This is a genomic window from Paenibacillus senegalensis JC66 (genome assembly GCF_000285515.1).
GTDB classification, from domain to species: Bacteria; Bacillota; Bacilli; order Paenibacillales; family NBRC-103111; genus Paenibacillus_L; species Paenibacillus_L senegalensis.
Window position 1 is genome coordinate 31,880 of the sequence record NZ_HE610967.1, and the last position, 19,067, is coordinate 50,946.

34 protein-coding genes are annotated in these 19,067 nt (G+C 46.4%); all 34 read left to right on the top strand.

Features of this window, described 5'->3' with window-relative positions; translation table 11 throughout:
• Positions 1–131 precede the first annotated feature (131 nt).
• The 34 genes from PSHG_RS31895 (at position 132) to rpsK (ending at position 19,056) form a co-directional block, all read left to right on the top strand.
• On the top strand, positions 132–254 hold the full coding sequence (locus PSHG_RS31895) for a ribosomal L7Ae/L30e/S12e/Gadd45 family protein (protein ID WP_010279574.1): 123 nt from the start codon (positions 132–134) through the stop codon (positions 252–254).
• A 285-nt stretch (positions 255–539) separates the two neighbouring features.
• Positions 540–959 (top strand): 30S ribosomal protein S12, encoded by a 420-nt coding sequence (gene rpsL / locus PSHG_RS25165; protein ID WP_010279580.1) that lies wholly within the window; start codon positions 540–542, stop codon positions 957–959.
• Positions 960–1,000: 41 nt separating this feature from the next.
• Entirely contained in the window at positions 1,001–1,471 is a 471-nt protein-coding gene (gene rpsG, locus PSHG_RS25170; protein WP_010279583.1) for a 30S ribosomal protein S7, read from the top strand.
• 42 nt (positions 1,472–1,513) lie between these two features.
• Positions 1,514–3,589, top strand: coding sequence for an elongation factor G (gene fusA, locus PSHG_RS25175; RefSeq protein ID WP_010279586.1), 2,076 nt, complete (start codon positions 1,514–1,516; stop codon positions 3,587–3,589).
• A 30-nt stretch (positions 3,590–3,619) separates the two neighbouring features.
• Positions 3,620–4,810, top strand: coding sequence for an elongation factor Tu (tuf, locus tag PSHG_RS25180; RefSeq protein WP_010279588.1), 1,191 nt, complete (start codon positions 3,620–3,622; stop codon positions 4,808–4,810).
• A gap of 420 nt (positions 4,811–5,230) precedes the next feature.
• Complete coding sequence (gene rpsJ / locus PSHG_RS25190; protein ID WP_010279591.1) at positions 5,231–5,539, top strand: 30S ribosomal protein S10; 309 nt, start codon at positions 5,231–5,233, stop codon at positions 5,537–5,539.
• 39 nt (positions 5,540–5,578) lie between these two features.
• Positions 5,579–6,205, top strand: coding sequence for a 50S ribosomal protein L3 (gene rplC, locus PSHG_RS25195; RefSeq protein WP_010279593.1), 627 nt, complete (start codon positions 5,579–5,581; stop codon positions 6,203–6,205).
• 24 nt (positions 6,206–6,229) lie between these two features.
• On the top strand, positions 6,230–6,853 hold the full coding sequence (rplD, locus tag PSHG_RS25200; protein WP_010279595.1) for a 50S ribosomal protein L4: 624 nt from the start codon (positions 6,230–6,232) through the stop codon (positions 6,851–6,853).
• Positions 6,853–7,140, top strand: coding sequence for a 50S ribosomal protein L23 (rplW, locus tag PSHG_RS25205; protein ID WP_010279597.1), 288 nt, complete (start codon positions 6,853–6,855; stop codon positions 7,138–7,140). Before rplD ends, rplW begins: the two co-directional genes overlap by 1 nt.
• 30 nt (positions 7,141–7,170) lie before the next feature.
• Positions 7,171–8,001 carry a 50S ribosomal protein L2 gene (rplB, locus tag PSHG_RS25210; RefSeq protein WP_010279600.1) on the top strand — a complete coding sequence of 277 codons (831 nt, stop codon included), beginning with the start codon at positions 7,171–7,173 and terminating at the stop codon, positions 7,999–8,001.
• 36 nt (positions 8,002–8,037) lie between these two features.
• Positions 8,038–8,316, top strand: a complete 279-nt coding sequence (gene rpsS / locus PSHG_RS25215; protein WP_010279603.1) for a 30S ribosomal protein S19 — start codon at positions 8,038–8,040, stop codon at positions 8,314–8,316.
• Positions 8,317–8,358: 42 nt separating this feature from the next.
• Entirely contained in the window at positions 8,359–8,691 is a 333-nt protein-coding gene (rplV, locus tag PSHG_RS25220; protein ID WP_010279605.1) for a 50S ribosomal protein L22, read from the top strand.
• A 13-nt stretch (positions 8,692–8,704) separates the two neighbouring features.
• On the top strand, positions 8,705–9,367 hold the full coding sequence (gene rpsC / locus PSHG_RS25225; RefSeq protein WP_010279607.1) for a 30S ribosomal protein S3: 663 nt from the start codon (positions 8,705–8,707) through the stop codon (positions 9,365–9,367).
• A 2-nt stretch (positions 9,368–9,369) separates the two neighbouring features.
• Positions 9,370–9,804 carry a 50S ribosomal protein L16 gene (rplP, locus tag PSHG_RS25230; RefSeq protein ID WP_010279610.1) on the top strand — a complete coding sequence of 145 codons (435 nt, stop codon included), beginning with the start codon at positions 9,370–9,372 and terminating at the stop codon, positions 9,802–9,804.
• The gene (rpmC, locus tag PSHG_RS25235; protein WP_010279612.1) at positions 9,794–9,991 is read left to right on the top strand and encodes a 50S ribosomal protein L29; all 198 of its coding nucleotides are present in this window, start codon (positions 9,794–9,796) and stop codon (positions 9,989–9,991) included. Before rplP ends, rpmC begins: the two co-directional genes overlap by 11 nt.
• A gap of 32 nt (positions 9,992–10,023) precedes the next feature.
• Positions 10,024–10,287, top strand: a complete 264-nt coding sequence (gene rpsQ, locus PSHG_RS25240) for a 30S ribosomal protein S17 (RefSeq protein WP_010279614.1) — start codon at positions 10,024–10,026, stop codon at positions 10,285–10,287.
• A 64-nt stretch (positions 10,288–10,351) separates the two neighbouring features.
• Positions 10,352–10,720, top strand: coding sequence for a 50S ribosomal protein L14 (gene rplN, locus PSHG_RS25245; RefSeq protein WP_010279615.1), 369 nt, complete (start codon positions 10,352–10,354; stop codon positions 10,718–10,720).
• A gap of 62 nt (positions 10,721–10,782) precedes the next feature.
• Positions 10,783–11,142 carry a 50S ribosomal protein L24 gene (gene rplX, locus PSHG_RS29045; RefSeq protein WP_010279617.1) on the top strand — a complete coding sequence of 120 codons (360 nt, stop codon included), beginning with the start codon at positions 10,783–10,785 and terminating at the stop codon, positions 11,140–11,142.
• A gap of 27 nt (positions 11,143–11,169) precedes the next feature.
• Positions 11,170–11,712 (top strand): 50S ribosomal protein L5, encoded by a 543-nt coding sequence (rplE, locus tag PSHG_RS25255; protein WP_010279619.1) that lies wholly within the window; start codon positions 11,170–11,172, stop codon positions 11,710–11,712.
• A 32-nt stretch (positions 11,713–11,744) separates the two neighbouring features.
• Complete coding sequence (locus tag PSHG_RS30205; RefSeq protein ID WP_010279621.1) at positions 11,745–11,930, top strand: type Z 30S ribosomal protein S14; 186 nt, start codon at positions 11,745–11,747, stop codon at positions 11,928–11,930.
• Positions 11,931–11,959: 29 nt separating this feature from the next.
• The gene (rpsH, locus tag PSHG_RS25265; protein ID WP_010279623.1) at positions 11,960–12,358 is read left to right on the top strand and encodes a 30S ribosomal protein S8; all 399 of its coding nucleotides are present in this window, start codon (positions 11,960–11,962) and stop codon (positions 12,356–12,358) included.
• A 36-nt stretch (positions 12,359–12,394) separates the two neighbouring features.
• Entirely contained in the window at positions 12,395–12,937 is a 543-nt protein-coding gene (rplF, locus tag PSHG_RS25270; RefSeq protein WP_010279624.1) for a 50S ribosomal protein L6, read from the top strand.
• Positions 12,938–12,982: 45 nt separating this feature from the next.
• Entirely contained in the window at positions 12,983–13,351 is a 369-nt protein-coding gene (rplR, locus tag PSHG_RS25275) for a 50S ribosomal protein L18 (protein WP_010279626.1), read from the top strand.
• 33 nt (positions 13,352–13,384) lie between these two features.
• A complete protein-coding gene (rpsE, locus tag PSHG_RS25280; protein ID WP_010279627.1) occupies positions 13,385–13,882 on the top strand; it encodes a 30S ribosomal protein S5 in 498 nt (165 codons plus the stop codon).
• 11 nt (positions 13,883–13,893) lie between these two features.
• On the top strand, positions 13,894–14,082 hold the full coding sequence (rpmD, locus tag PSHG_RS25285) for a 50S ribosomal protein L30 (protein WP_010279629.1): 189 nt from the start codon (positions 13,894–13,896) through the stop codon (positions 14,080–14,082).
• 59 nt (positions 14,083–14,141) lie between these two features.
• Positions 14,142–14,582, top strand: coding sequence for a 50S ribosomal protein L15 (rplO, locus tag PSHG_RS25290; RefSeq protein ID WP_010279632.1), 441 nt, complete (start codon positions 14,142–14,144; stop codon positions 14,580–14,582).
• Positions 14,582–15,880 (top strand): preprotein translocase subunit SecY, encoded by a 1,299-nt coding sequence (secY, locus tag PSHG_RS25295; protein ID WP_010279634.1) that lies wholly within the window; start codon positions 14,582–14,584, stop codon positions 15,878–15,880. The genes rplO and secY overlap by 1 nt, the downstream gene beginning before the upstream one ends.
• Before the next feature lie 89 nt (positions 15,881–15,969).
• Positions 15,970–16,620, top strand: coding sequence for an adenylate kinase (locus tag PSHG_RS25300; RefSeq protein WP_010279636.1), 651 nt, complete (start codon positions 15,970–15,972; stop codon positions 16,618–16,620).
• Positions 16,620–17,372, top strand: coding sequence for a type I methionyl aminopeptidase (gene map, locus PSHG_RS25305; protein WP_010279638.1), 753 nt, complete (start codon positions 16,620–16,622; stop codon positions 17,370–17,372). Before PSHG_RS25300 ends, map begins: the two co-directional genes overlap by 1 nt.
• A gap of 14 nt (positions 17,373–17,386) precedes the next feature.
• Complete coding sequence (locus tag PSHG_RS25310; protein WP_010279641.1) at positions 17,387–17,659, top strand: KOW domain-containing RNA-binding protein; 273 nt, start codon at positions 17,387–17,389, stop codon at positions 17,657–17,659.
• 21 nt (positions 17,660–17,680) lie between these two features.
• On the top strand, positions 17,681–17,899 hold the full coding sequence (infA, locus tag PSHG_RS25315; protein ID WP_010279644.1) for a translation initiation factor IF-1: 219 nt from the start codon (positions 17,681–17,683) through the stop codon (positions 17,897–17,899).
• Positions 17,900–18,144: 245 nt separating this feature from the next.
• Entirely contained in the window at positions 18,145–18,258 is a 114-nt protein-coding gene (gene rpmJ, locus PSHG_RS25320) for a 50S ribosomal protein L36 (RefSeq protein ID WP_003333770.1), read from the top strand.
• Positions 18,259–18,270: 12 nt separating this feature from the next.
• Positions 18,271–18,639 carry a 30S ribosomal protein S13 gene (gene rpsM / locus PSHG_RS25325; RefSeq protein ID WP_010279711.1) on the top strand — a complete coding sequence of 123 codons (369 nt, stop codon included), beginning with the start codon at positions 18,271–18,273 and terminating at the stop codon, positions 18,637–18,639.
• 18 nt (positions 18,640–18,657) lie between these two features.
• The gene (gene rpsK, locus PSHG_RS25330) at positions 18,658–19,056 is read left to right on the top strand and encodes a 30S ribosomal protein S11 (RefSeq protein WP_010279714.1); all 399 of its coding nucleotides are present in this window, start codon (positions 18,658–18,660) and stop codon (positions 19,054–19,056) included.
• Positions 19,057–19,067: the final 11 nt, after the last annotated feature.

Here is a 19,067-nt window from a genome sequence, read left to right on the forward strand (position 1 = left end):
GTCAAGAAGGATCGCTACCGGATCGCTGTTGAAACGGCAGGATCTTTTCTTGACACTTCTTTTTTGAAGTGATACTATATCGTAGTGTGCCTAGAATGATCTCTCTTTTCACTAGGAGGATCAGCATATCTATGTCGTACGATAAAGTCAAAGAGTCCAGACATCTTAGCATAGGAACTAATCATGCAATGCGCACGGTTGAACTGGGCAAAGCGGCAGAGGTGCTGGTTGCAAAGGATGCGCATTCGCAGTAAGAATGGTCTCCCTTTGCGCCAACAAAGGCGTAGTCATCACCTATGTGAATTCCATGAGAGGGCTCGGAAGAGCCTGCGGAATTGACGTGGGCGCCGCTATGGTAGCTTTGGTAAAAGAAGGCTAACCGGTTTTTGTTAGCAGGATAACAACATGAAGCGAGCAAGCGAAGCTTCGTGGTATTACTCTGCGGGCAGAAACTTTCCTGCGCTTTTTTATGATTCGCCTGGCTCTGTGGGCTTGCCGCAGTAGACATAAACTAGACTTAGGAAGGAGGTGCGTTTAACATGCCAACAATTAACCAATTGGTGCGTAAAGGTCGCAAAGCAAAGGTGACGAAGTCAGACTCTCCTGCATTGCAAACAGGCTTTAACGCTTTGAAAAGAGAAGAGACTGATTTGGCTTCTCCTCAGAAGCGCGGCGTCTGTACTCGTGTGGGTACCATGACTCCGAAGAAACCTAACTCGGCTCTTCGCAAATATGCTCGTGTACGCTTGACTAACCGTGTAGAGGTGACAGCTTACATTCCGGGTATTGGCCATAACCTTCAGGAACACAGCGTCGTTCTGGTTCGTGGCGGTAGGGTGAAAGACCTGCCAGGGGTTCGCTACCACATTGTTCGTGGAGCACTGGATACCGCAGGTGTTAACAACCGGATGCAAGCTCGCTCGAAATACGGCACCAAGCGTCCGAAAGAGAAGAAATAAACCGATTCTAGGAATGAAGTTTCAGAGAAAGGGGGATAACTATGCCACGTAAAGGACCAGTTCCACGCAGAGATGTGCTGCCTGATCCAATATACAACAGCAAGCTGGTTACTCGTCTTATCAACCGTATTATGATTGACGGTAAAAGAGGAACAGCTCAAAGAATCTTATACGATGCTTTCAATGCAGTGAAAGAGCGCACAGGCAATGATCCAATGGAAGTTTTCGAACAAGCCATTAAAAACATCATGCCTGTACTGGAAGTTAAAGCTCGTCGTGTAGGGGGAGCGAACTACCAGGTTCCAGTTGAAGTTAAGCCGGAGCGCAGAACTTCACTAGGCTTGCGTTGGTTGGTGCACTACGCTCGATTGCGCGGAGAAAAAACTATGCAAGAAAGACTGGCTGCTGAAATCATCGATGCCAGCAATAATACGGGTGCATCCGTCAAAAAGCGTGAAGATACTCACAAGATGGCGGAAGCTAACAAAGCATTTGCACACTATCGTTGGTAGAATCTCAGCAAAGATAGCCTAAAAGTGGAAGGAGACATAATAATGGTAAGAGAGTTCTCCTTAAAAAATACGCGCAACATTGGTATCATGGCGCATATTGACGCTGGTAAGACTACGACCACTGAGAGAATCTTGTTCTATACCGGGCGTACGCACAAAATCGGTGAGGTTCACGAAGGTGCGGCTACTATGGACTGGATGGAGCAAGAGCAGGAGCGCGGAATTACGATCACTTCCGCGGCGACTACTGCTCAGTGGAAAGGGCACCGCGTCAATATCATTGATACTCCGGGTCACGTTGACTTCACAGTAGAAGTTGAGCGTTCCCTGCGTGTATTGGACGGAGCTGTAGGTGTATTTAGTGCTAAAGAAGGCGTTGAGCCGCAATCCGAAACCGTATGGAGACAAGCTGACCGTTACGGAGTTCCGCGGATTGCATATGTCAACAAGATGGATATCATCGGCGCTGATTACTTAAATGTTGTAAAAGATATGCGTGAGCGTCTGCAAGCGAACGCTGTTGCTATTCAGCTGCCTATCGGTGCTGAGAATGACTTCAGAGGGATTATTGACATCATCGCCAAGAAGGCTTATATGTACAATGATGATCTTGGTCAGAACATCGAAGAAACCGAGATTCCTTCTGAGTTTGCAGATCAAGTAGAAGAATTGTACAGTGAATTGGTAGAGAAGGTTGCTGAACTTGACGAAGATTTGACTATGAAGTACCTCGAGGGTGAGGAAATCACTACAGAGGAACTTAAATCAGCTCTTCGTAAAGGGGTAGTTGAAGTTAAAATCTTCCCGGTAATCTGCGGATCTTCTTACCGCAATAAAGGGGTTCAGCTTATGCTGGATGCCGTTATTGACTACCTTCCTGCTCCTGTCGATGTTCCTGACATTAAGGGAGTTCTGGCTGACGGAACGGAAGCACACCGCAAATCTTCTGATGAAGAGCCGTTTGCAGCGCTTGCGTTTAAAATTATGACTGACCCTTACGTTGGTAAGCTGACATTCTTCCGTGTGTATTCCGGTATTCTTGAGTCCGGATCCTACGTGCTGAATGCAACGAAGAGCAAACGTGAGCGGATCGGACGTATCCTGCAAATGCATGCTAACAGCCGTCAAGAGATCAATGTAGTTTACTCTGGAGATATTGCTGCAGCTGTAGGCTTGAAGGATACAGGAACAGGGGATACACTCTGTGATGAGAAGCATCCCGTTATCTTGGAATCCATGAACTTCCCTGATCCGGTTATCGAGATCGCGGTTGAGCCTAAGACGAAAGCCGACCAGGATAAAATGGGCGTTGCTCTCGGTAAGCTGACAGAAGAAGATCCTACTCTTCGTGCCCATACGGATGAAGAGACCGGCCAAACCATTCTGCGTGGTATGGGTGAGCTTCATCTGGATATTATCATTGACCGTATGCGCAGAGAGTTCAAGGTGGATACCAATGTTGGTAAACCACAAGTTGCTTACCGCGAAACCTTCCGTGCGGCCGCCAAGGTCGAAGGAAAGTTCGTTCGCCAATCCGGTGGACGCGGACAATACGGTCACGTTTGGGTTGAATTTGAACCTCTTGAGCCGGGAACTGGTTTCCAATTCGAGAACAAAATTGTCGGTGGAGCTGTTCCTAGAGAGTATATTGCTCCGGTTCAAGCAGGAATTGAAGAAGCAATGAAGAATGGTGTCATCGCCGGATTCCCTCTGGTTGACATAAAAGCTACTTTGTTTGACGGATCCTACCATGACGTTGACTCCAGTGAGATGGCGTTTAAGATTGCCGGTTCCATGGCTTTGAAAGCTGCAAAAGACAAATGTAACCCGGTAATTCTCGAGCCAATCATGAAAGTCGAAGTAACGGTTCCCGAAGAATACATGGGAGACGTTATGGGTGACGTAAGTTCCCGCAGGGGCCGGATTGAAGGAATGGATTCCAGAGGTGGAGCCCAGATCATTCGTGCCAAGGTTCCTTTGGCTGAAATGTTTGGTTATTCCACAACACTTCGTTCCCGTACTCAAGGTCGCGGTGTATTCTCTATGGAACTATCCCATTATGAAGAAGTGCCTAAAGCTATTGCAGAAGAAATTTCTGCTAAGCATAAAGGCGCCTAAAATATTTATTTTTAAGGAGGCTAACTTATTATGGCTAAAGCTAAGTTTGAACGTACAAAACCCCATATGAATATTGGTACGATTGGTCACGTTGACCATGGTAAAACCACTTTGACTGCAGCTATTTCTACCGTTCTTTCTAAAAGATATGGCGGTGCTGCAGTAGCTTTCGATCAAATCGATAAAGCACCTGAAGAGCGCGAGCGCGGTATTACAATTTCCACTGCTCACGTTGAGTATGAAACAGATCAACGCCACTATGCTCACGTTGACTGCCCAGGACACGCCGACTATGTTAAAAACATGATCACTGGCGCAGCACAAATGGATGGAGCTATCCTGGTTGTATCCGCTGCTGACGGTCCTATGCCACAAACTCGTGAGCACATCCTGCTTTCCCGCCAGGTAGGTGTTGCTTACATCGTAGTATTCCTGAACAAATGTGACATGGTAGAAGACGAAGAGCTTCTGGAACTGGTTGAAATGGAAGTTCGCGATCTTCTTAGCGAGTATGAATTCCCTGGCGATGACACTCCAGTTATCCGTGGTTCCGCTCGTGAAGCTCTGAACAACCCTGATGGAGAATGGGCTGACAAAATCGTTGAGCTGTTCAAAGAAATCGAAGCTTACATCCCAACTCCAGAGCGCGACACAGATAAGCCTTTCTTGATGCCAGTCGAGGACGTATTCTCGATCACTGGTCGTGGTACAGTTGCTACTGGCCGTGTAGAGCGTGGAACTGTTAAAGTTGGCGACGAAATCGAAATCATCGGTCTCGTAGACGAAGCTAAAAAATCCGTTGTAACCGGAGTTGAAATGTTCCGTAAGCTTCTGGATTCCGCTCAAGCGGGTGACAACATCGGTGCTCTTCTTCGTGGTGTAGACCGCAAAGACATCGAGCGTGGTCAAGTTTTGGCTAAGCCAGGTTCCGTTAAGCCTCACACTAACTTCACAGCTCAAATCTACGTTCTGAATAAAGAAGAGGGTGGCCGTCACAAGCCTTTCTTCACTGGCTATCGCCCTCAGTTCTACTTCCGTACAACGGACGTAACTGGTGTTATCACTCTGCCAGAAGGTACTGAAATGGTTATGCCTGGCGATAACATCACCGTAACGATCGAACTGATCGCTCCTATCGCTATCGAGCAAGGAACGAAGTTCACCGTTCGTGAAGGTGGACGTACAGTAGGTGCGGGTGCGGTTGCTTCCATCGAGAAGTAATTGAAGCTCGGAACTTCTTGGACTAAAGAAGAAGCTGCTTGAAGTCTTCGGACTCGAGCAGCTTTTTTGCTTAGTACATTTTATAGATGCTAGCTATATTGAGCAAGCTTCTTATTTATAGAAGAAACAAGAATGCTGCCGGTTAATACACGATTGAAGAAAGCGGGAAGGCAGGACACAAATAAGTTTTCCCAGGGAGGCAGCGGCAAAATAATCTTAGAGAAGCTGCTTGAAAATACGGCGAAAACTTATAGTTGCAATAGGCAGCGTAATTAGATATAATAGTGAACGTTGGTCTGTGACGTTGCGATGATGTGAGAGGTTGCTGACACACCCGGCCCCTTTGCCATGGGAGGGCAGTCAGGAGATTTTCACGGAGTATGTCCGATAATAATTTGGGCGATAGAAGGAGGGACTCAAATGGCAAAGCAAAAGATTCGTATCCGCTTGAAAGCGTACGATCATAGAATTCTTGACCAATCCGCGGAGAAAATCGTAGAAACGGCAAAACGTTCCGGTGCAGGTGTATCCGGGCCTATTCCGCTTCCAACGGAGAAACAAATTATCACTATTCTTCGTGCGGTTCACAAGTACAAGGATTCCAGGGAACAATTCGAAATGCGTACACATAAACGTTTGATCGATATTGTCAGCCCTACACCACAAACGGTGGATGCACTGATGCGCTTGGACCTGCCGTCCGGCGTGGATATCGAAATCAAACTATAATAAATCGTTAGGTATACGGGAAGGAAAAGAGGTGTCAACATGGCAAAAGGTATCTTAGGAAGAAAATTGGGAATGACTCAGGTATTTACCCCGGAAGGCTTGGTTTTGCCTGTTACAGTAATTGAAGCGGGCCCTTGTGTCGTTCTGCAAAAGAAAGACAAAGATAACGACGGTTATGAAGCAATCCAGGTCGGATTTGTGGATAAGAAAGAAAAGCGCGCGAACAAACCGGAAACCGGTCACGCGAAAAAAGCCGGAGCTACGCCTAAGCGCTACATTAGAGAATTTCGCGGAGTTGAGTTGGCAGATTACGAGGTTGGTCAAGAGATCAAAGCGGATCTGTTCAGCGAGGGCGAATTTGTCGATGTAACTGGCACTTCCAAAGGTAAAGGATTTGCAGGCGTAATTAAGAGACACGGTCAAAGCAGAGGGCCAATGTCTCACGGTTCCCACTATCATCGTGGACCAGGTTCCATGGGTTCGATTCAGGCTAACCGCGTTCCTAAAGGAAAGAAGCTGCCTGGACACATGGGTACAGACACGGTAACTTTGCAGAATCTGCAAATAGTTAAAGTGGACGCAGAGCGCAATGTGATTCTGGTAAAAGGATCTATTCCAGGGGCGAAGAACAGCCTCGTCAGCATTAAATCTACGGTGAAACAATAAGGAAACGGGAAAGGAGGATAAAAGATGCCAAAAGTAGCTTTGTATAACATTAGCGGAGAACAAGTAGGAGAGCTTGAGCTATCCGAAGCGGTATTCGGTATTGAGCCGAACAAGCACGTTCTTCATGATGCTGTCGTTATGCAGCAGGCTTCTCTTCGTCAGGGAACTCATAAAGTAAAAGGACGTTCTGAAGTAAGAGGCGGAGGACGCAAGCCTTGGAAACAAAAAGGAACAGGCCGTGCTCGTCAAGGCAGCATTCGTTCCCCGCAGTGGAAAGGTGGCGGAATTGTCTTCGGACCTACTCCCCGCAGCTATGCTTACAAATTGCCTAAAAAAGTACGCCGTCTAGCAATTAAATCGGCTCTTTCTTCTAAAGTGATTGAGAATGAAATCATCGTGTTGGATCAGCTTCAACTAAGTCAACCTAAAACGAAAGAAATCGTTGCAATGTTGAAAAACCTGAATGTTGATCGTAAAGCGCTGGTTGTAGCGCCTGAATTCGATGAAAACGTAGCGCTGTCTGCACGTAATATCCCAGGAGTTAAGTTTGTAACTGCCGAGGGAATCAACGTACTGGATGTGCTGGTACATGATAAGCTCATCATTACGAAGGAAGCGGTCCAGAAAGTAGAGGAGGTTCTTGCGTAATGAAAAATCCTCGTGATATTATCATTCGTCCGGTAATAACCGAGCTTTCCAGTGAAATGATGGCTGATAAGAAATACGTTTTTGAGGTTGATATTAGAGCCAATAAAACTCAAATCAAATCAGCTATTGAAGAGATCTTTAAAGTGAAAGTTACCAAAGTTAACACAATGCGTGTGACTGGTAAGCCGAAACGCTACGGCCGTTACACAGGCTATAGACCGAACTGGAAGAAAGCGATCATTTCCTTAAGCGAAGACAGCAAAGAACTGGAGTTCTTCGAGTCTTAAGATATTTTTCGAAGTTAGGAGGGAATCTAAGTGCCTATAAAAAAATATAAACCGACCTCTCCGGCAAGACGCGCGATGTCTGTTTCCACTTTTGAGGAAATCACGACGAATCGGCCGGAAAAATCCTTGCTTGCACCGCTTAGCAAAACCGCTGGACGGAACAACCAAGGGAAAATTACGGTTCGCCATCATGGAGGCGGTCATAAGAGAAAATACCGGATTATCGACTTCAAGCGGAACAAAGACGGAATACCTGGTCGCGTTGCTACGATCGAGTATGATCCTAACCGTTCGGCCAACATTGCTTTGATTCACTATGCGGATGGGGAAAAACGATACATTCTGGCTCCTAAAGGCCTTAAAGTGAACGATGTGATCGAATCCGGACCGCAATCCGATATTAAAGTCGGTAATGCGCTGCCTTTGGAAAACATTCCTGTAGGTACCGTTATTCATAACATCGAGCTTAAACCTGGCAAAGGCGGACAAATGGTTCGCGCAGCTGGTACCGAGGCTCAGCTTCTTGGTAAAGAAGATCGTTATGTAACTATTCGCCTGAGCTCCGGTGAAGTGCGTCGTGTCTTAAAGGTTTGCCGCGCAACGATCGGCTCCGTTGGTAACGAAGATCATGAGTTGGTTAAAATCGGTAAAGCCGGCAGATCCCGTTGGTTGGGTAAAAGACCTGAAGTTCGCGGGGTTGTTATGAACCCTAACGATCACCCTCACGGTGGTGGTGAAGGCCGCGCTCCTATCGGACGGAAGTCGCCAATGTCCCCATGGGGTAAACCGACTCTCGGATATAAAACACGCAAGAAAAATAAAGCATCGAGTAAATACATTGTTCGTGGCCGCACGAAGTAATGATTATTTAGCAGGATGATGAAGGGAGGATAATCCATGGGACGCAGTTTGAAGAAAGGCCCTTTCGTGGACAGCTATTTGCTGAAGAAAGTTGAAGAAGCGGATAACAGCACCAAGAAGGTCGTCATTAAAACCTGGTCGCGCCGCTCCACCATTTTCCCCCAGTTTGTAGGACATACTTTTGCCGTTTATGATGGCAGAAAGCATGTGCCGGTGTACGTCACTGAAGATATGGTCGGACATAAGTTGGGTGAGTTCGCTCCAACCCGTACTTATAAAGGGCATACGGACGACGACAAGAAAACGAGAAGATAGGCTGATTGAAGCCAGCGATAGGTTCGAGAGGAGGTTAAACTCATGCAAGCAACGGCAAGTGCAAGATTTATCCGTATTGCTCCGCGCAAAGTTCAGCTGGTAGTTGATCTGATTCGCGGTAAGGAAGTGGGTGAAGCGATCGCCATTCTTCGCCACACGCCTAAAGCAGCTTCTCCGGTTGTTGAGAAGATTCTGAACGCTGCGATCGCCAACGCAGAGCATAATCACTCCTTGGATCCCGAGAAGCTCGTAATTTCACAAGCTTACGTTAACCAAGGACCAACGATGAAACGATTCCGGCCACGTGCTATGGGACGTGCGAGCCGTATTAACAAGCGTACGAGCCACATTACTTTAGTGGTATCTGAAAAATAAGGAGGGATAACGTGTGGGTCAAAAAGTAAGTCCTATCGGACTGAGAGTCGGAATTATCCGCGATTGGGAATCAAAATGGTATGCTGATAAAGACTACGGTGATTTGCTTCTTGAGGATGTAAAAATCCGCGACTACCTGAAAGGAAAGCTTAAAGATGCTTCCGTATCCCGGGTGGAAATCGAAAGAGCAGCTAACCGTGTGAATGTTACTATTCATACCGCTAAGCCTGGTATGGTTATCGGTAAGGGCGGCTCTGAAGTAGAAGTGATTCGAGCTCACATTGCCAAGCTTTCTAATAAAAAAGTTCACATTAATATTTCTGAAGTCAAACGTCCTGACCTGGATGCTACTTTGGTTGCAGAGAGCATTGCTCAGCAATTAGAGCGTCGCGTATCTTTCCGTCGCGCTATGAAGCAATCGATTCAAAGATCGATCAGAGCCGGCGCCAAAGGAATCAAAACAGCAGTCAGCGGACGTCTGGGCGGAGCAGAGATTGCGCGTTCGGAAGGCTATAGCGAAGGAACGGTTCCGCTGCACACTTTGCGTGCAGATATCGACTATGGTACTGCTGAAGCACACACTACTTACGGACGGATCGGCGTAAAGGTTTGGATCTATCGTGGGGAAGTTCTTCCGCCTGCCAAGAAGAAGGCTGCAGAGGAAGGAGGAAACTAATCATGTTAATGCCAAAACGCGTTAAGCACCGCAAAGAGCATCGCGGAAGTATGAAAGGCAGAGCCAAGGGCGGCACGGAGGTCGCTTTCGGCGAATACGGTTTGCAAGCGCTGGAGCCATCCTGGGTAACCAACCGTCAAATCGAAGCTGCCCGTATTGCGATGACACGTTACATTAAACGTGGTGGTAAAGTTTGGATCAAGATTTTCCCTTCCAAGCCAATTACTCAAAAGCCTCTTGAGGTTCGTATGGGTAGTGGTAAAGGGAACGTAGAAAAATGGGTTGCAGTTGTTAAGCCCGGTAAAATTTTGTTTGAATTGGCTGGGGTGAGTGAAGAGGTTGCACGTGAAGCGATGCGCCTGGCGTCCCACAAACTGCCGATCAAAACCAAGTTTGTGAAACGTGATGAAGTGGGTGGTGAAGCAAATGAAGGCTAGTGAATTTCGCAACTTAACCACTGAAGAAATTGAACGGAAAATCGCCAGCTTTAAGGAAGAATTGTTTAACCTCCGTTTTCAACTGGCTACAGGCCAACTGGATAACCCGACTCAAATCCGTAAAGTGCGTAGAGAGATTGCGCGTGCCAAAACCATTTTGCGTGAAAGAGAACTCGGCATTAGCTAAGCTAAACCAGAGACCAGAAAGGAGGATCCTTCATGAGCGAACGTAACGAACGCAAAGTTCAAATCGGAAAAGTGGTCAGCGATAAAATGGACAAAACCATCGTTGTTGCTGTTGAAACTTATAAAAAGCACTCCTTGTACCACAAACGTATTAAATATACGAAAAAATTCAAGGCGCATGATGAGAACAACCAAGCCAAAATCGGCGATGTTGTTAAAATTATGGAGACTCGCCCGTTGTCCAAAGACAAGCGTTGGAGACTGGTTGAAGTTGTAGAAGAAGCTGTTATTATTTAAGCCCTGCAAAGAGGCTTTTGCATAAGCAAAGATTTCGAACAAACGAAGGAAGGAGGCCACTCCCATGATTCAACCTTTTAGCCGTTTGAAAGTAGCGGACAACTCCGGAGCGAAGCAACTGATGTGTATCCGTATCTTAGGTGGAACTGGACGCCGTGCAGCTAATATCGGTGATTTAATCGTATGCTCTGTCAAAGAAGCAACACCAGGGGGCGTTGTCAAAAAAGGAGACGTTGTTAGAGCCGTAATCGTACGGACTAAACGCGGAGCTAGACGTAAAGACGGTTCCTACATCAGCTTTGACGAGAATGCTGCGGTTATCGTAAAAGAAGATAAAGGACCTCGTGGCACCCGTATTTTCGGACCGGTTGCCCGTGAGCTGCGTGACAAAGACTTTATGAAAATCGTTTCTTTGGCTCCTGAGGTTATCTAACCAAAGCCTCATGACCCGCTTATGCGGATGAACAAATCCGTTATTTAGGAGGTGTACTTCAAATGCCGAACCCGAAGAAAAAGAAGCTTGAATCCTACAATAACAATCTCCACGTTAAGAAAGATGACACGGTTTTTGTTATTACTGGTAAAGATAAAGGGAAGAAAGGCCGCGTGATTGCTGCTTATCCAAGACAAAACCGTGTACTGGTTGAAGGAATCAACATGGTAAAAAAACACGCTAAGCCATCCCAACAAAATCCGCAAGGCGGAATCATTACCCAAGAAGCTCCGATCCATGTTTCCAATGTTATGCTGGTAGATCCAAAGAGCGGAACCCCAACACGCATTGGTTACAAAGTTCTGGATAATGGGAAAAAAGTACGGATCGCTAAAAAATCCGGAGAAGCTATCGACAAGTAATAATGTGGAAAGGAGGTACTGGTGAGTATGACAGCAAGACTAAAAGATCGTTTCTTAAATGAAATTACTCCTGCATTAATGCAGAAGTTTAACTATACTACCGTTATGCAAGTTCCTAAGGTAGAAAAGGTCGTTATCAACATGGGTGTAGGCGATGCTGTAGCTAACTCCAAGGTGCTGGATAGCGCAGTAGAAGACCTGCAAACCATTTCTGGGCAAAAGCCTATCATTACACGCGCCAAAAAATCGATCGCCGGTTTTAAACTGCGTGAAGGTATGCCGATCGGGGTTAAAGTAACTCTTCGCGGAGAGCGTATGTATCACTTCCTTGACAAGTTGTTCAACATCTCTTTACCTCGTGTACGGGACTTCCGGGGTGTATCGAACAAAGCGTTTGATGGACGTGGTAACTACACTCTTGGTTTGAGAGAGCAGCTGATTTTCCCGGAAATTGAGTATGATAAAGTAGACAAAACCCGTGGTATGGACGTTGTTATCGTTACTACGGCCCAAACAGATGAGGAATCCCGTGAGCTGTTAGCCCAACTGGGAATGCCTTTCGCAAAATAAAAAGCCATTCAGCTATCGGAGGTGGAAAGTAAGTGGCAAAAACTTCAATGATCGTTAAGCAGCGCCGCAAGCCGAAGTTCAAAGTGCAAGCTTATACTCGCTGTGAACGCTGTGGTCGTCCGCATTCCGTTCTACGCAAGTTTAAAATTTGCAGAATATGTTTCCGTGAATTAGCATACAAAGGCCAGATCCCTGGCGTCAAAAAAGCAAGCTGGTAATCACCTAGTTCGGGAAGGAGGTACGTAATATGGTAATGTCAGATCCGATTGCAGATATGCTGACCCGTATCCGCAATGCCAATACCGTTCGTCACGAAACCGTAGAAATTCCGGCATCCAAGATTAAAAAGGAAATTGCCGAAATTTTGAAAAAAGAAGGTTTCATCCGTGATGCAGAGTATGTTCAAGATAGCAAACAGGGGATCATCCGTCTGTTTTTGAAATATGGTCCGAACAACGAGAGAGTTATTACTGGCTTGAAGCGTATCAGCAAGCCAGGCCTGCGAGTGTATTCCAAGAGCCAGGATGTGCCTAAGGTTCTGGGCGGACTCGGATTGGCGATTATTTCTACTCCTCGCGGCATTATGACGGACAAAGAAGCCCGTCAATCCAATGCCGGTGGAGAAGTTATCTGCTACGTTTGGTAAGAATGTTCTTTTTTTGATTAGAATGGAGGTGCACACATGTCTCGAGTCGGACGCAAACCGATCGCAGTTCCTAGTGGCGTAACAGTAACTTTGGACAATTCCGTAATTACGGTAAAAGGCCCTAAAGGAACTCTAACCCGCGAACTGCACAAAGATATGAAGATTACTATTGAAGACAGCAACATTTCTGTTGAACGTCCTTCAGACAATAAATTACACCGCTCCTTACACGGAACTACCCGAACTGTGGTGGCTAACATGATCAACGGAGTAACGGACGGATATGTTAAATCACTAGAGCTGGTTGGGGTAGGTTATCGTGCAAACAAAAGCGGTAATAAACTGGTGCTTAACGTGGGTTACTCCCACCCGGTAGAAATTCAGCCTGAGGACGGAATTGAATTCGAAGTTCCTTCTAACACAAAAGTTATTGTTAAAGGAATTGACAAAGAGCGCGTTGGTGCAGTAGCTGCTGAAGTTCGCTCCGTACGTTTGCCTGAGCCGTATAAAGGCAAAGGAATCAAGTACGAAGGTGAACGCATCCTTCGCAAAGAAGGTAAAGCCGGTAAGAAAAAGTAAGTTAGCTAAAGCTTGCTAATTGACGGAAAGGAGTTGACTATTCGGATGATTACAAAACCTGATAAAAATCAAGCTCGTTTGAAAAGACATCTTCGGGTCCGGAAAAAAATTCAAGGCACTACGGAACGTCCGCGCCTGAGTATTTTCAGATCCTCTAAACATATGTATGCTCAAGTCATTGACGATATCAAAGGAGTAACCATCGCATCCGCCTCCACTTTGGACAGCGAGCTGAAGGAAGGAATCGGAAACGGTGGAAATGCTGAAGCCGCCCGTAAAGTTGGAGAACTGGTTGCGAAGCGTGCTAAAGCTAACGGAATCGAGAAAGTTGTATTTGACCGCGGAGGATATCTTTATCATGGTCGTGTGCAGGCTCTTGCTGATGCAGCTAGGGAAGCAGGACTTGAATTCTAATCCGCAAATCACCTAATAAGGAGGTAAAAAGACTTGCGTGTAGATCCCAACACTTTAGAACTTAAAGACAAAACCGTTCACATCAACCGTGTTGCTAAAGTTGTAAAAGGCGGGCGCCGTTTCAGCTTCAGCGCATTGGTCGTTGTCGGAGACGAAAACGGCTGGGTTGGTGCAGGTATCGGCAAGGCTTCGGAAGTTGGAGATGCGATTCGTAAAGGCATCGAAGACGCTAAGAAAAACTTGATTTATGTACCGTTGGTTAAAACAACAATTCCTCACCTGGTGGTCGGAAGATTCGGTGCAGGCAAAGTGTTGTTGAAGCCAGCAGCACAAGGTACAGGAGTTATTGCCGGCGGCCCCGTGCGTGCTGTTCTTGAATTGGCGGGCGTAGGCGATATCCTGACGAAATCTCTGGGTTCTTCTAACTCCATCAACATGGTTAATGCTACTCTGGAAGGATTGCAGCGTTTGAAGAAAGCCGAAGATGTTGCTAAGCTCCGGGGTAAAACAGTTGAAGAGCTATTAGGTTAGGAGGGGAAACGATGGCCAAGCAATTAGAAATCACCCTCAAGCGCAGCTTAATTGGACGTCCTCAGGATCAACGCGTGACCGTAAACACATTAGGATTGCGTAAAGTCAATCATAGTGTCGTTCAACCGGACAATGCTTCGATCCGTGGTATGGTTAATAAGGTCAGCCATCTGGTGGCTGTTAAAGAAATTGAAGGGTAACATTTTGGTCTGTGATACTTTCTCACAGGTTAAGCAAAATCTATAAGGAGGTGCACACGATGAAATTGCACGAACTGAGTCCCGCTCCTGGATCCCGCAAAGTAAGAAAACGTGTGGGCCGCGGTATTGCAACGGGGAACGGTAAGACTTCCGGAAGAGGTCATAAAGGGCAAAATTCTCGTTCCGGCGGTGGCGTTCGTCCGGGATTTGAAGGTGGACAAAATCCTCTTTACCGTAGACTGCCTAAGCGTGGTTTCACTAACTTCACTCGTAAAGAGTACGCCGTAGTTAACCTCGACCGCTTGAACGACTTTGCAGAAGGCACAGAAGTTACACCGGAAACTTTGCTGTCTTCCGGTATCGTTAAAAATTCCTTAGACGGAATTAAGATTTTGGGTAACGGTGATCTGAACGTGAAGCTAACCGTGAAAGCAAACAAGTTTTCTAAATCTGCGGTGGAAAAAATTGAAGCTGCCGGTGGTAAAACCGAGGTGATTTAATGTTTAAGACCATATCAAACATCATGAAAGTAGAGGATCTTCGTAGAAGGATCCTGTTTACTCTTCTCGTTCTGATTGTCTATCGTATTGGGGTTTTCATTCCAGTCCCCAATATCGATACCAACATTTTATCGGCAGTAGATCGGCAGCAAGCGGATATTTTTGGTTTAATGAACACCTTCTCTGGAGGAGCTTTGTTCCAATTCTCTATTTTTGCGATGGGGATATTCCCGTACATTACCGCATCCATCATCGTGCAGTTGCTCTCTATGGATGTCATCCCTAAATTTGCCCAATGGGCAAAGGAAGGCGAGGTAGGAAGGAAGAAGCTGACTCAATTCACAAGATACGGAACTATCGTTCTCGGTTTAATTCAAGCTTTCGGGATGTCCATTGGATTTAATGGAATGATTCCTGGGCTGGTTATCGATCCGAGCTTTACTACGTACCTTATGATTGCTATTGTCTTGACAGGTGGTACAGCATTCTTGATGTGGCTGGGTGAGCAAATTACCGAGCACGGGATCGGAAACGGAATTTCGATTCTGATCTTTGCAGGGATTGTTGCCGGAATTCCGACTATGGCCCAGACGCTTTATCTGGACTTGTTCGTTGACGCCGGAGACGCTCTGTTCCTTAACATTGTGAAGGCTATCATCATTGTTGCTGTTGTGATCCTGGTCGTTATCGGGGTTATCTTTGTGCAGCAAGGGGTTCGTAAAATTACGGTACAGTATGCTAAAAGAGTAGTTGGACGTAAGATGTACGGCGGACAATCGACGCATATTCCGTTGAAAGTAAATGCCGCGGGGGTAATTCCCGTCATCTTTGCTTCCTCTTTGCTTCTGTTCCCGGGTACAATCGCTCAGTTCTGGCCACATAACGTAGTGGCTCAATGGGTTACGACCAATCTGGCGATGACTGCACCGCTGGGTATGGTGCTCTATGTGCTGTTAATTATCGGATTTACGTACTTCTATACCTTCGTTCAAATCAATCCTGTGCAGATGGCTGATCAGATGAAGAAGAACGGTGGTTATATTCCAGGGATTCGCCCAGGAAAAACGACTTCAACTTATCTTACCCGTGTTTTGAATAGAATTACCTTGTCAGGTGCTCTTTTCTTGGCAGCTATTTCTGTTCTTCCGCTCATTTTGGGTGGTCTTGCGGGTCTTCCGGCTAACATTCAAATTGGCGGGACATCAATTCTGATCGTGGTGGGGGTTGCTCTCGAAACGATGAAGCAAATCGAAAGCCAGCTGATCAAGCGCCATTACAAAGGGTTTATTAACAAGTAGTCAGATTGTGCCATAAGCACACTTAGCAGACCTACGATGATCTCTCGGCAGGTTGTCGTTTGTCTGTCACTTCAGGGAGGTTACACGAAGTGAACATTTTATTTATGGGTCCTCCTGGAGCTGGGAAGGGAACTCAGGCCGAACGGATCGTTTCTGAGTTCAACATTCCCCACATTTCGACCGGTGATGCTTTTCGCTTAGCCAAAAGCCAAGGTACTCCGCTCGGCTTGGAAGCTCAAAAATATATGGACCAAGGTTTATATGTACCCGATGACATTACGATCGGGATTGTACGGGAAAGACTTCAGCAACCCGATTGTGAACAAGGCTTTTTGCTTGACGGCTTTCCAAGAACGACTGCACAAGCCGAAGCATTAGACGAGATTATGAAGTCTCTGGGCAGAGAACTGAACCACGTGATTAACTTGAAGGTAGATCGCGATCTGCTGCTGGCCCGATTGACCGGACGGAGAATTTGCAAATCTTGTGGATCCACTTATCACGTTATGTTTAATCCACCTCAGGTTGATGGGGTTTGTGATAAATGCCAGGGTGAGCTGTATCAGCGAACCGATGATAACGCGGAAAAAGTGGGGACTCGCTTGGACGAGTATGTAACCAAAACCGCCCCTTTGCTGGAATACTATGAGGCTAAGGGAATTCTTCGCCAGGTTGATGGGGAGAAGGAAATTGATGCTGTATCTCAGGAAATCCAATCTCTTTTGAGAGGGAAGGCCTAATGATTGTTTGCAAGTCTAAATCAGAGCTGGAACTAATGAGGGAAGCCGGAAGGATTGTTGCGGAAACCCACCGTTTGCTTTCCAAAGCCATTCAGCCTGGAATTACGACTAAAGAGTTGGATACCATTGCAGAAAACTTTATTCGCAGCCAGGGGGCGACGCCTTCTTTTAAAGGCTACAATGGCTTTCCAGGCAGTATCTGTGCTTCAGTCAACGAGGAATTGGTTCATGGGATACCCGGTCGAAGAAAACTTAACTCAGGCGACATCATCAGTATTGATATCGGAGCGTACTATCAAGGCTATCATGGTGATTCGGCGTGGACATATCCGGTCGGAGAGATTTCCCCTACCGCTCAGAAGCTTCTGGAGGTAACGGAAAAATCGCTGTATGCCGGGCTGGCGGAAGCTAAGCCTGATGCCCGCTTGTTTACCCTATCGCACGCTATTCAGCGTACGGTAGAAGAAGAAGGATTTTCTATAGTTCGGGAATATGTTGGACACGGAATTGGTGCCAATCTTCATGAAGAACCGCAAATTCCCAATTACGGGGTGCCCCACCGTGGCCCACGATTAAAGCCCGGCATGGTCTTGGCAATCGAACCAATGGTGAATGTAGGAGAGCGTTACGTGAAGACATTAGAGGACAACTGGACGGTTGTAACGGTGGACGGATCTTATTGCGCACACTTCGAGCATACCATTGCCATCACGGAAGAGGGTTATGAGATCCTGACCAAGACAGGATTGTAGGTGAAAATGTGGAGATGGTCACTGAGCCCCAACTTGGACAGATTGTTGAAATCTTGCGCGGCCGCGAGGCGGGAAGCTTTGCGGTGATCATCAGAATAGAAGATGAACGGTTCGTCTGGATTGCTGATGGACGCAAGAGAAAATTTGACCGTCCGAAGAAGAAAAACCGGCTCCATCTTAGATTGTACGATACAATCAATACAGAGGTAGCAGATAGTTTAAGGGAAACCGGGCGCGTGACCAATGGAAAGTTACGGTTTGCGCTAACTAAATTTTCACAAGACTGAATGCATGGAAGGAGAATGATTGTGGCCAAAGAAGATGTTATTGAGGTGGAAGGTACTGTAATTGAGCCTCTTCCTAACGCCATGTTCAAGGTAGAGCTGGAGAATGGTCATAAAATTCTGGCTCACGTTTCGGGTAAAATTCGTATGCATTTCATTCGTATTTTGCCTGGTGACAAGGTTACGGTAGAGCTGTCCCCTTACGATTTAACAAGAGGACGGATCACGTACCGCTACAAATAACTTGCAGCATGCCCGCTAAGAATAGTTTTTTGCAGTAAAAAGAGCCTATTAGGTTTTGCATTCTTCCGCCAGGGGAATGCTTACGGATAGATTGTTCTTTTTGTACAGGGAAGACTGTTAACGAATTAGGTTTTGCATATGCAAATCTTGAGAATAATGCTTACGAAGATGGTTTGCTAGAGCAAACCCAAGCTAATGCTTACGAAAGTAGGTTTGCATTCGCAAACCTTGAGGAGGTAACCACAATGAAGGTTAGACCGTCGGTTAAACCTATTTGCGAAAAGTGCAAAGTGATCAGACGTAAAGGAAATGTCATGGTCATTTGCGAGAATCCGAAGCATAAACAAAAACAAGGTTAAGGAGGTGCACAAATGGCTCGTATAGCTGGAGTTGACTTGCCTCGCGATAAGCGAGTAGAGATTGCCCTGACATATATTTTCGGTATCGGCAGAACGACTTCTCAAAAGATTTTAAGCACAACAGGTGTTAACCCTGAAACTCGCGTCCGCGACCTGACTGAAGATGAAGTGAGCAAGCTGCGTGAAGCGATCGATAAAACGGTTAAAGTTGAAGGAGACCTGCGCCGCGAGATTTCCTTGAACATCAAACGGTTGATTGAGATCGGTTCTTACCGTGGAATCCGTCATCGCCGCAGTCTGCCTGTTAGAGGCCAACGCACTAAAACAAATGCACGGACACGTAAAGGTCCTCGTCGTACCGTAGCTAATAAGAAGAAATAATAAGGGGGGATAATTCGAATGGCTAGACCTAAAACAAAAGTAGCTCGTACTAAACGTCGTGATCGTAAAAATATTGAGTCCGGAGTAGCTCATATCCGTTCCACATTTAACAATACGATTGTTACGATTACAGATCCGCACGGAAACGCAATTTCTTGGGCAAGTTCAGGTAACCTGGGCTTCAAAGGTTCCCGTAAAAGCACTCCCTTCGCTGCTCAAATGGCCGCAGAATCTGCTGCAAAAACAGCTATGGAGCACGGGATGAAGGCTGTAGAAGTTATGGTTAAAGGTCCGGGAGCCGGCCGTGAAGCAGCTATTCGTTCTTTGCAGGCTGCAGGACTGGAAGTTAATCTCATCAAAGACGTCACACCTATTCCTCACAACGGTTGCCGTCCGCCTAAACGTCGTCGCGTCTAATTCATGAACGT

Bases quoted from the DNA above. Each gene is read 5' to 3' on its own strand.
- rpsG (WP_010279583.1), top strand. From the start codon at position 1,001: ATGCCACGTAAAGGACCAGTTCCACGCAGAGATGTGCTGCCTGATCCA.
- rpsK (WP_010279714.1), top strand. From the start codon at position 18,658: ATGGCTAGACCTAAAACAAAAGTAGCTCGTACTAAACGTCGTGATCGT.
- rpmJ (WP_003333770.1), top strand. From the start codon at position 18,145: ATGAAGGTTAGACCGTCGGTTAAACCTATTTGCGAAAAGTGCAAAGTG.
- PSHG_RS25310 (WP_010279641.1), top strand. From the start codon at position 17,387: ATGGTCACTGAGCCCCAACTTGGACAGATTGTTGAAATCTTGCGCGGC.
- map (WP_010279638.1), top strand. From the start codon at position 16,620: ATGATTGTTTGCAAGTCTAAATCAGAGCTGGAACTAATGAGGGAAGCC.
- tuf (WP_010279588.1), top strand. From the start codon at position 3,620: ATGGCTAAAGCTAAGTTTGAACGTACAAAACCCCATATGAATATTGGT.
- rpmD (WP_010279629.1), top strand. From the start codon at position 13,894: ATGGCCAAGCAATTAGAAATCACCCTCAAGCGCAGCTTAATTGGACGT.
- rpsQ (WP_010279614.1), top strand. From the start codon at position 10,024: ATGAGCGAACGTAACGAACGCAAAGTTCAAATCGGAAAAGTGGTCAGC.
- rpmC (WP_010279612.1), top strand. From the start codon at position 9,794: ATGAAGGCTAGTGAATTTCGCAACTTAACCACTGAAGAAATTGAACGG.
- rplO (WP_010279632.1), top strand. From the start codon at position 14,142: ATGAAATTGCACGAACTGAGTCCCGCTCCTGGATCCCGCAAAGTAAGA.
- rplF (WP_010279624.1), top strand. From the start codon at position 12,395: ATGTCTCGAGTCGGACGCAAACCGATCGCAGTTCCTAGTGGCGTAACA.
- rpsL (WP_010279580.1), top strand. From the start codon at position 540: ATGCCAACAATTAACCAATTGGTGCGTAAAGGTCGCAAAGCAAAGGTG.
- rplV (WP_010279605.1), top strand. From the start codon at position 8,359: ATGCAAGCAACGGCAAGTGCAAGATTTATCCGTATTGCTCCGCGCAAA.
- rplD (WP_010279595.1), top strand. From the start codon at position 6,230: ATGCCAAAAGTAGCTTTGTATAACATTAGCGGAGAACAAGTAGGAGAG.
- rplE (WP_010279619.1), top strand. From the start codon at position 11,170: ATGACAGCAAGACTAAAAGATCGTTTCTTAAATGAAATTACTCCTGCA.
- rpsM (WP_010279711.1), top strand. From the start codon at position 18,271: ATGGCTCGTATAGCTGGAGTTGACTTGCCTCGCGATAAGCGAGTAGAG.
- rplR (WP_010279626.1), top strand. From the start codon at position 12,983: ATGATTACAAAACCTGATAAAAATCAAGCTCGTTTGAAAAGACATCTT.
- PSHG_RS31895 (WP_010279574.1), top strand. From the start codon at position 132: ATGTCGTACGATAAAGTCAAAGAGTCCAGACATCTTAGCATAGGAACT.
- rpsJ (WP_010279591.1), top strand. From the start codon at position 5,231: ATGGCAAAGCAAAAGATTCGTATCCGCTTGAAAGCGTACGATCATAGA.
- rplX (WP_010279617.1), top strand. From the start codon at position 10,783: ATGCCGAACCCGAAGAAAAAGAAGCTTGAATCCTACAATAACAATCTC.
- rplN (WP_010279615.1), top strand. From the start codon at position 10,352: ATGATTCAACCTTTTAGCCGTTTGAAAGTAGCGGACAACTCCGGAGCG.
- fusA (WP_010279586.1), top strand. From the start codon at position 1,514: ATGGTAAGAGAGTTCTCCTTAAAAAATACGCGCAACATTGGTATCATG.
- rplP (WP_010279610.1), top strand. From the start codon at position 9,370: ATGTTAATGCCAAAACGCGTTAAGCACCGCAAAGAGCATCGCGGAAGT.
- rplC (WP_010279593.1), top strand. From the start codon at position 5,579: ATGGCAAAAGGTATCTTAGGAAGAAAATTGGGAATGACTCAGGTATTT.
- rpsH (WP_010279623.1), top strand. From the start codon at position 11,960: ATGGTAATGTCAGATCCGATTGCAGATATGCTGACCCGTATCCGCAAT.
- secY (WP_010279634.1), top strand. From the start codon at position 14,582: ATGTTTAAGACCATATCAAACATCATGAAAGTAGAGGATCTTCGTAGA.
- rplW (WP_010279597.1), top strand. From the start codon at position 6,853: ATGAAAAATCCTCGTGATATTATCATTCGTCCGGTAATAACCGAGCTT.
- rpsS (WP_010279603.1), top strand. From the start codon at position 8,038: ATGGGACGCAGTTTGAAGAAAGGCCCTTTCGTGGACAGCTATTTGCTG.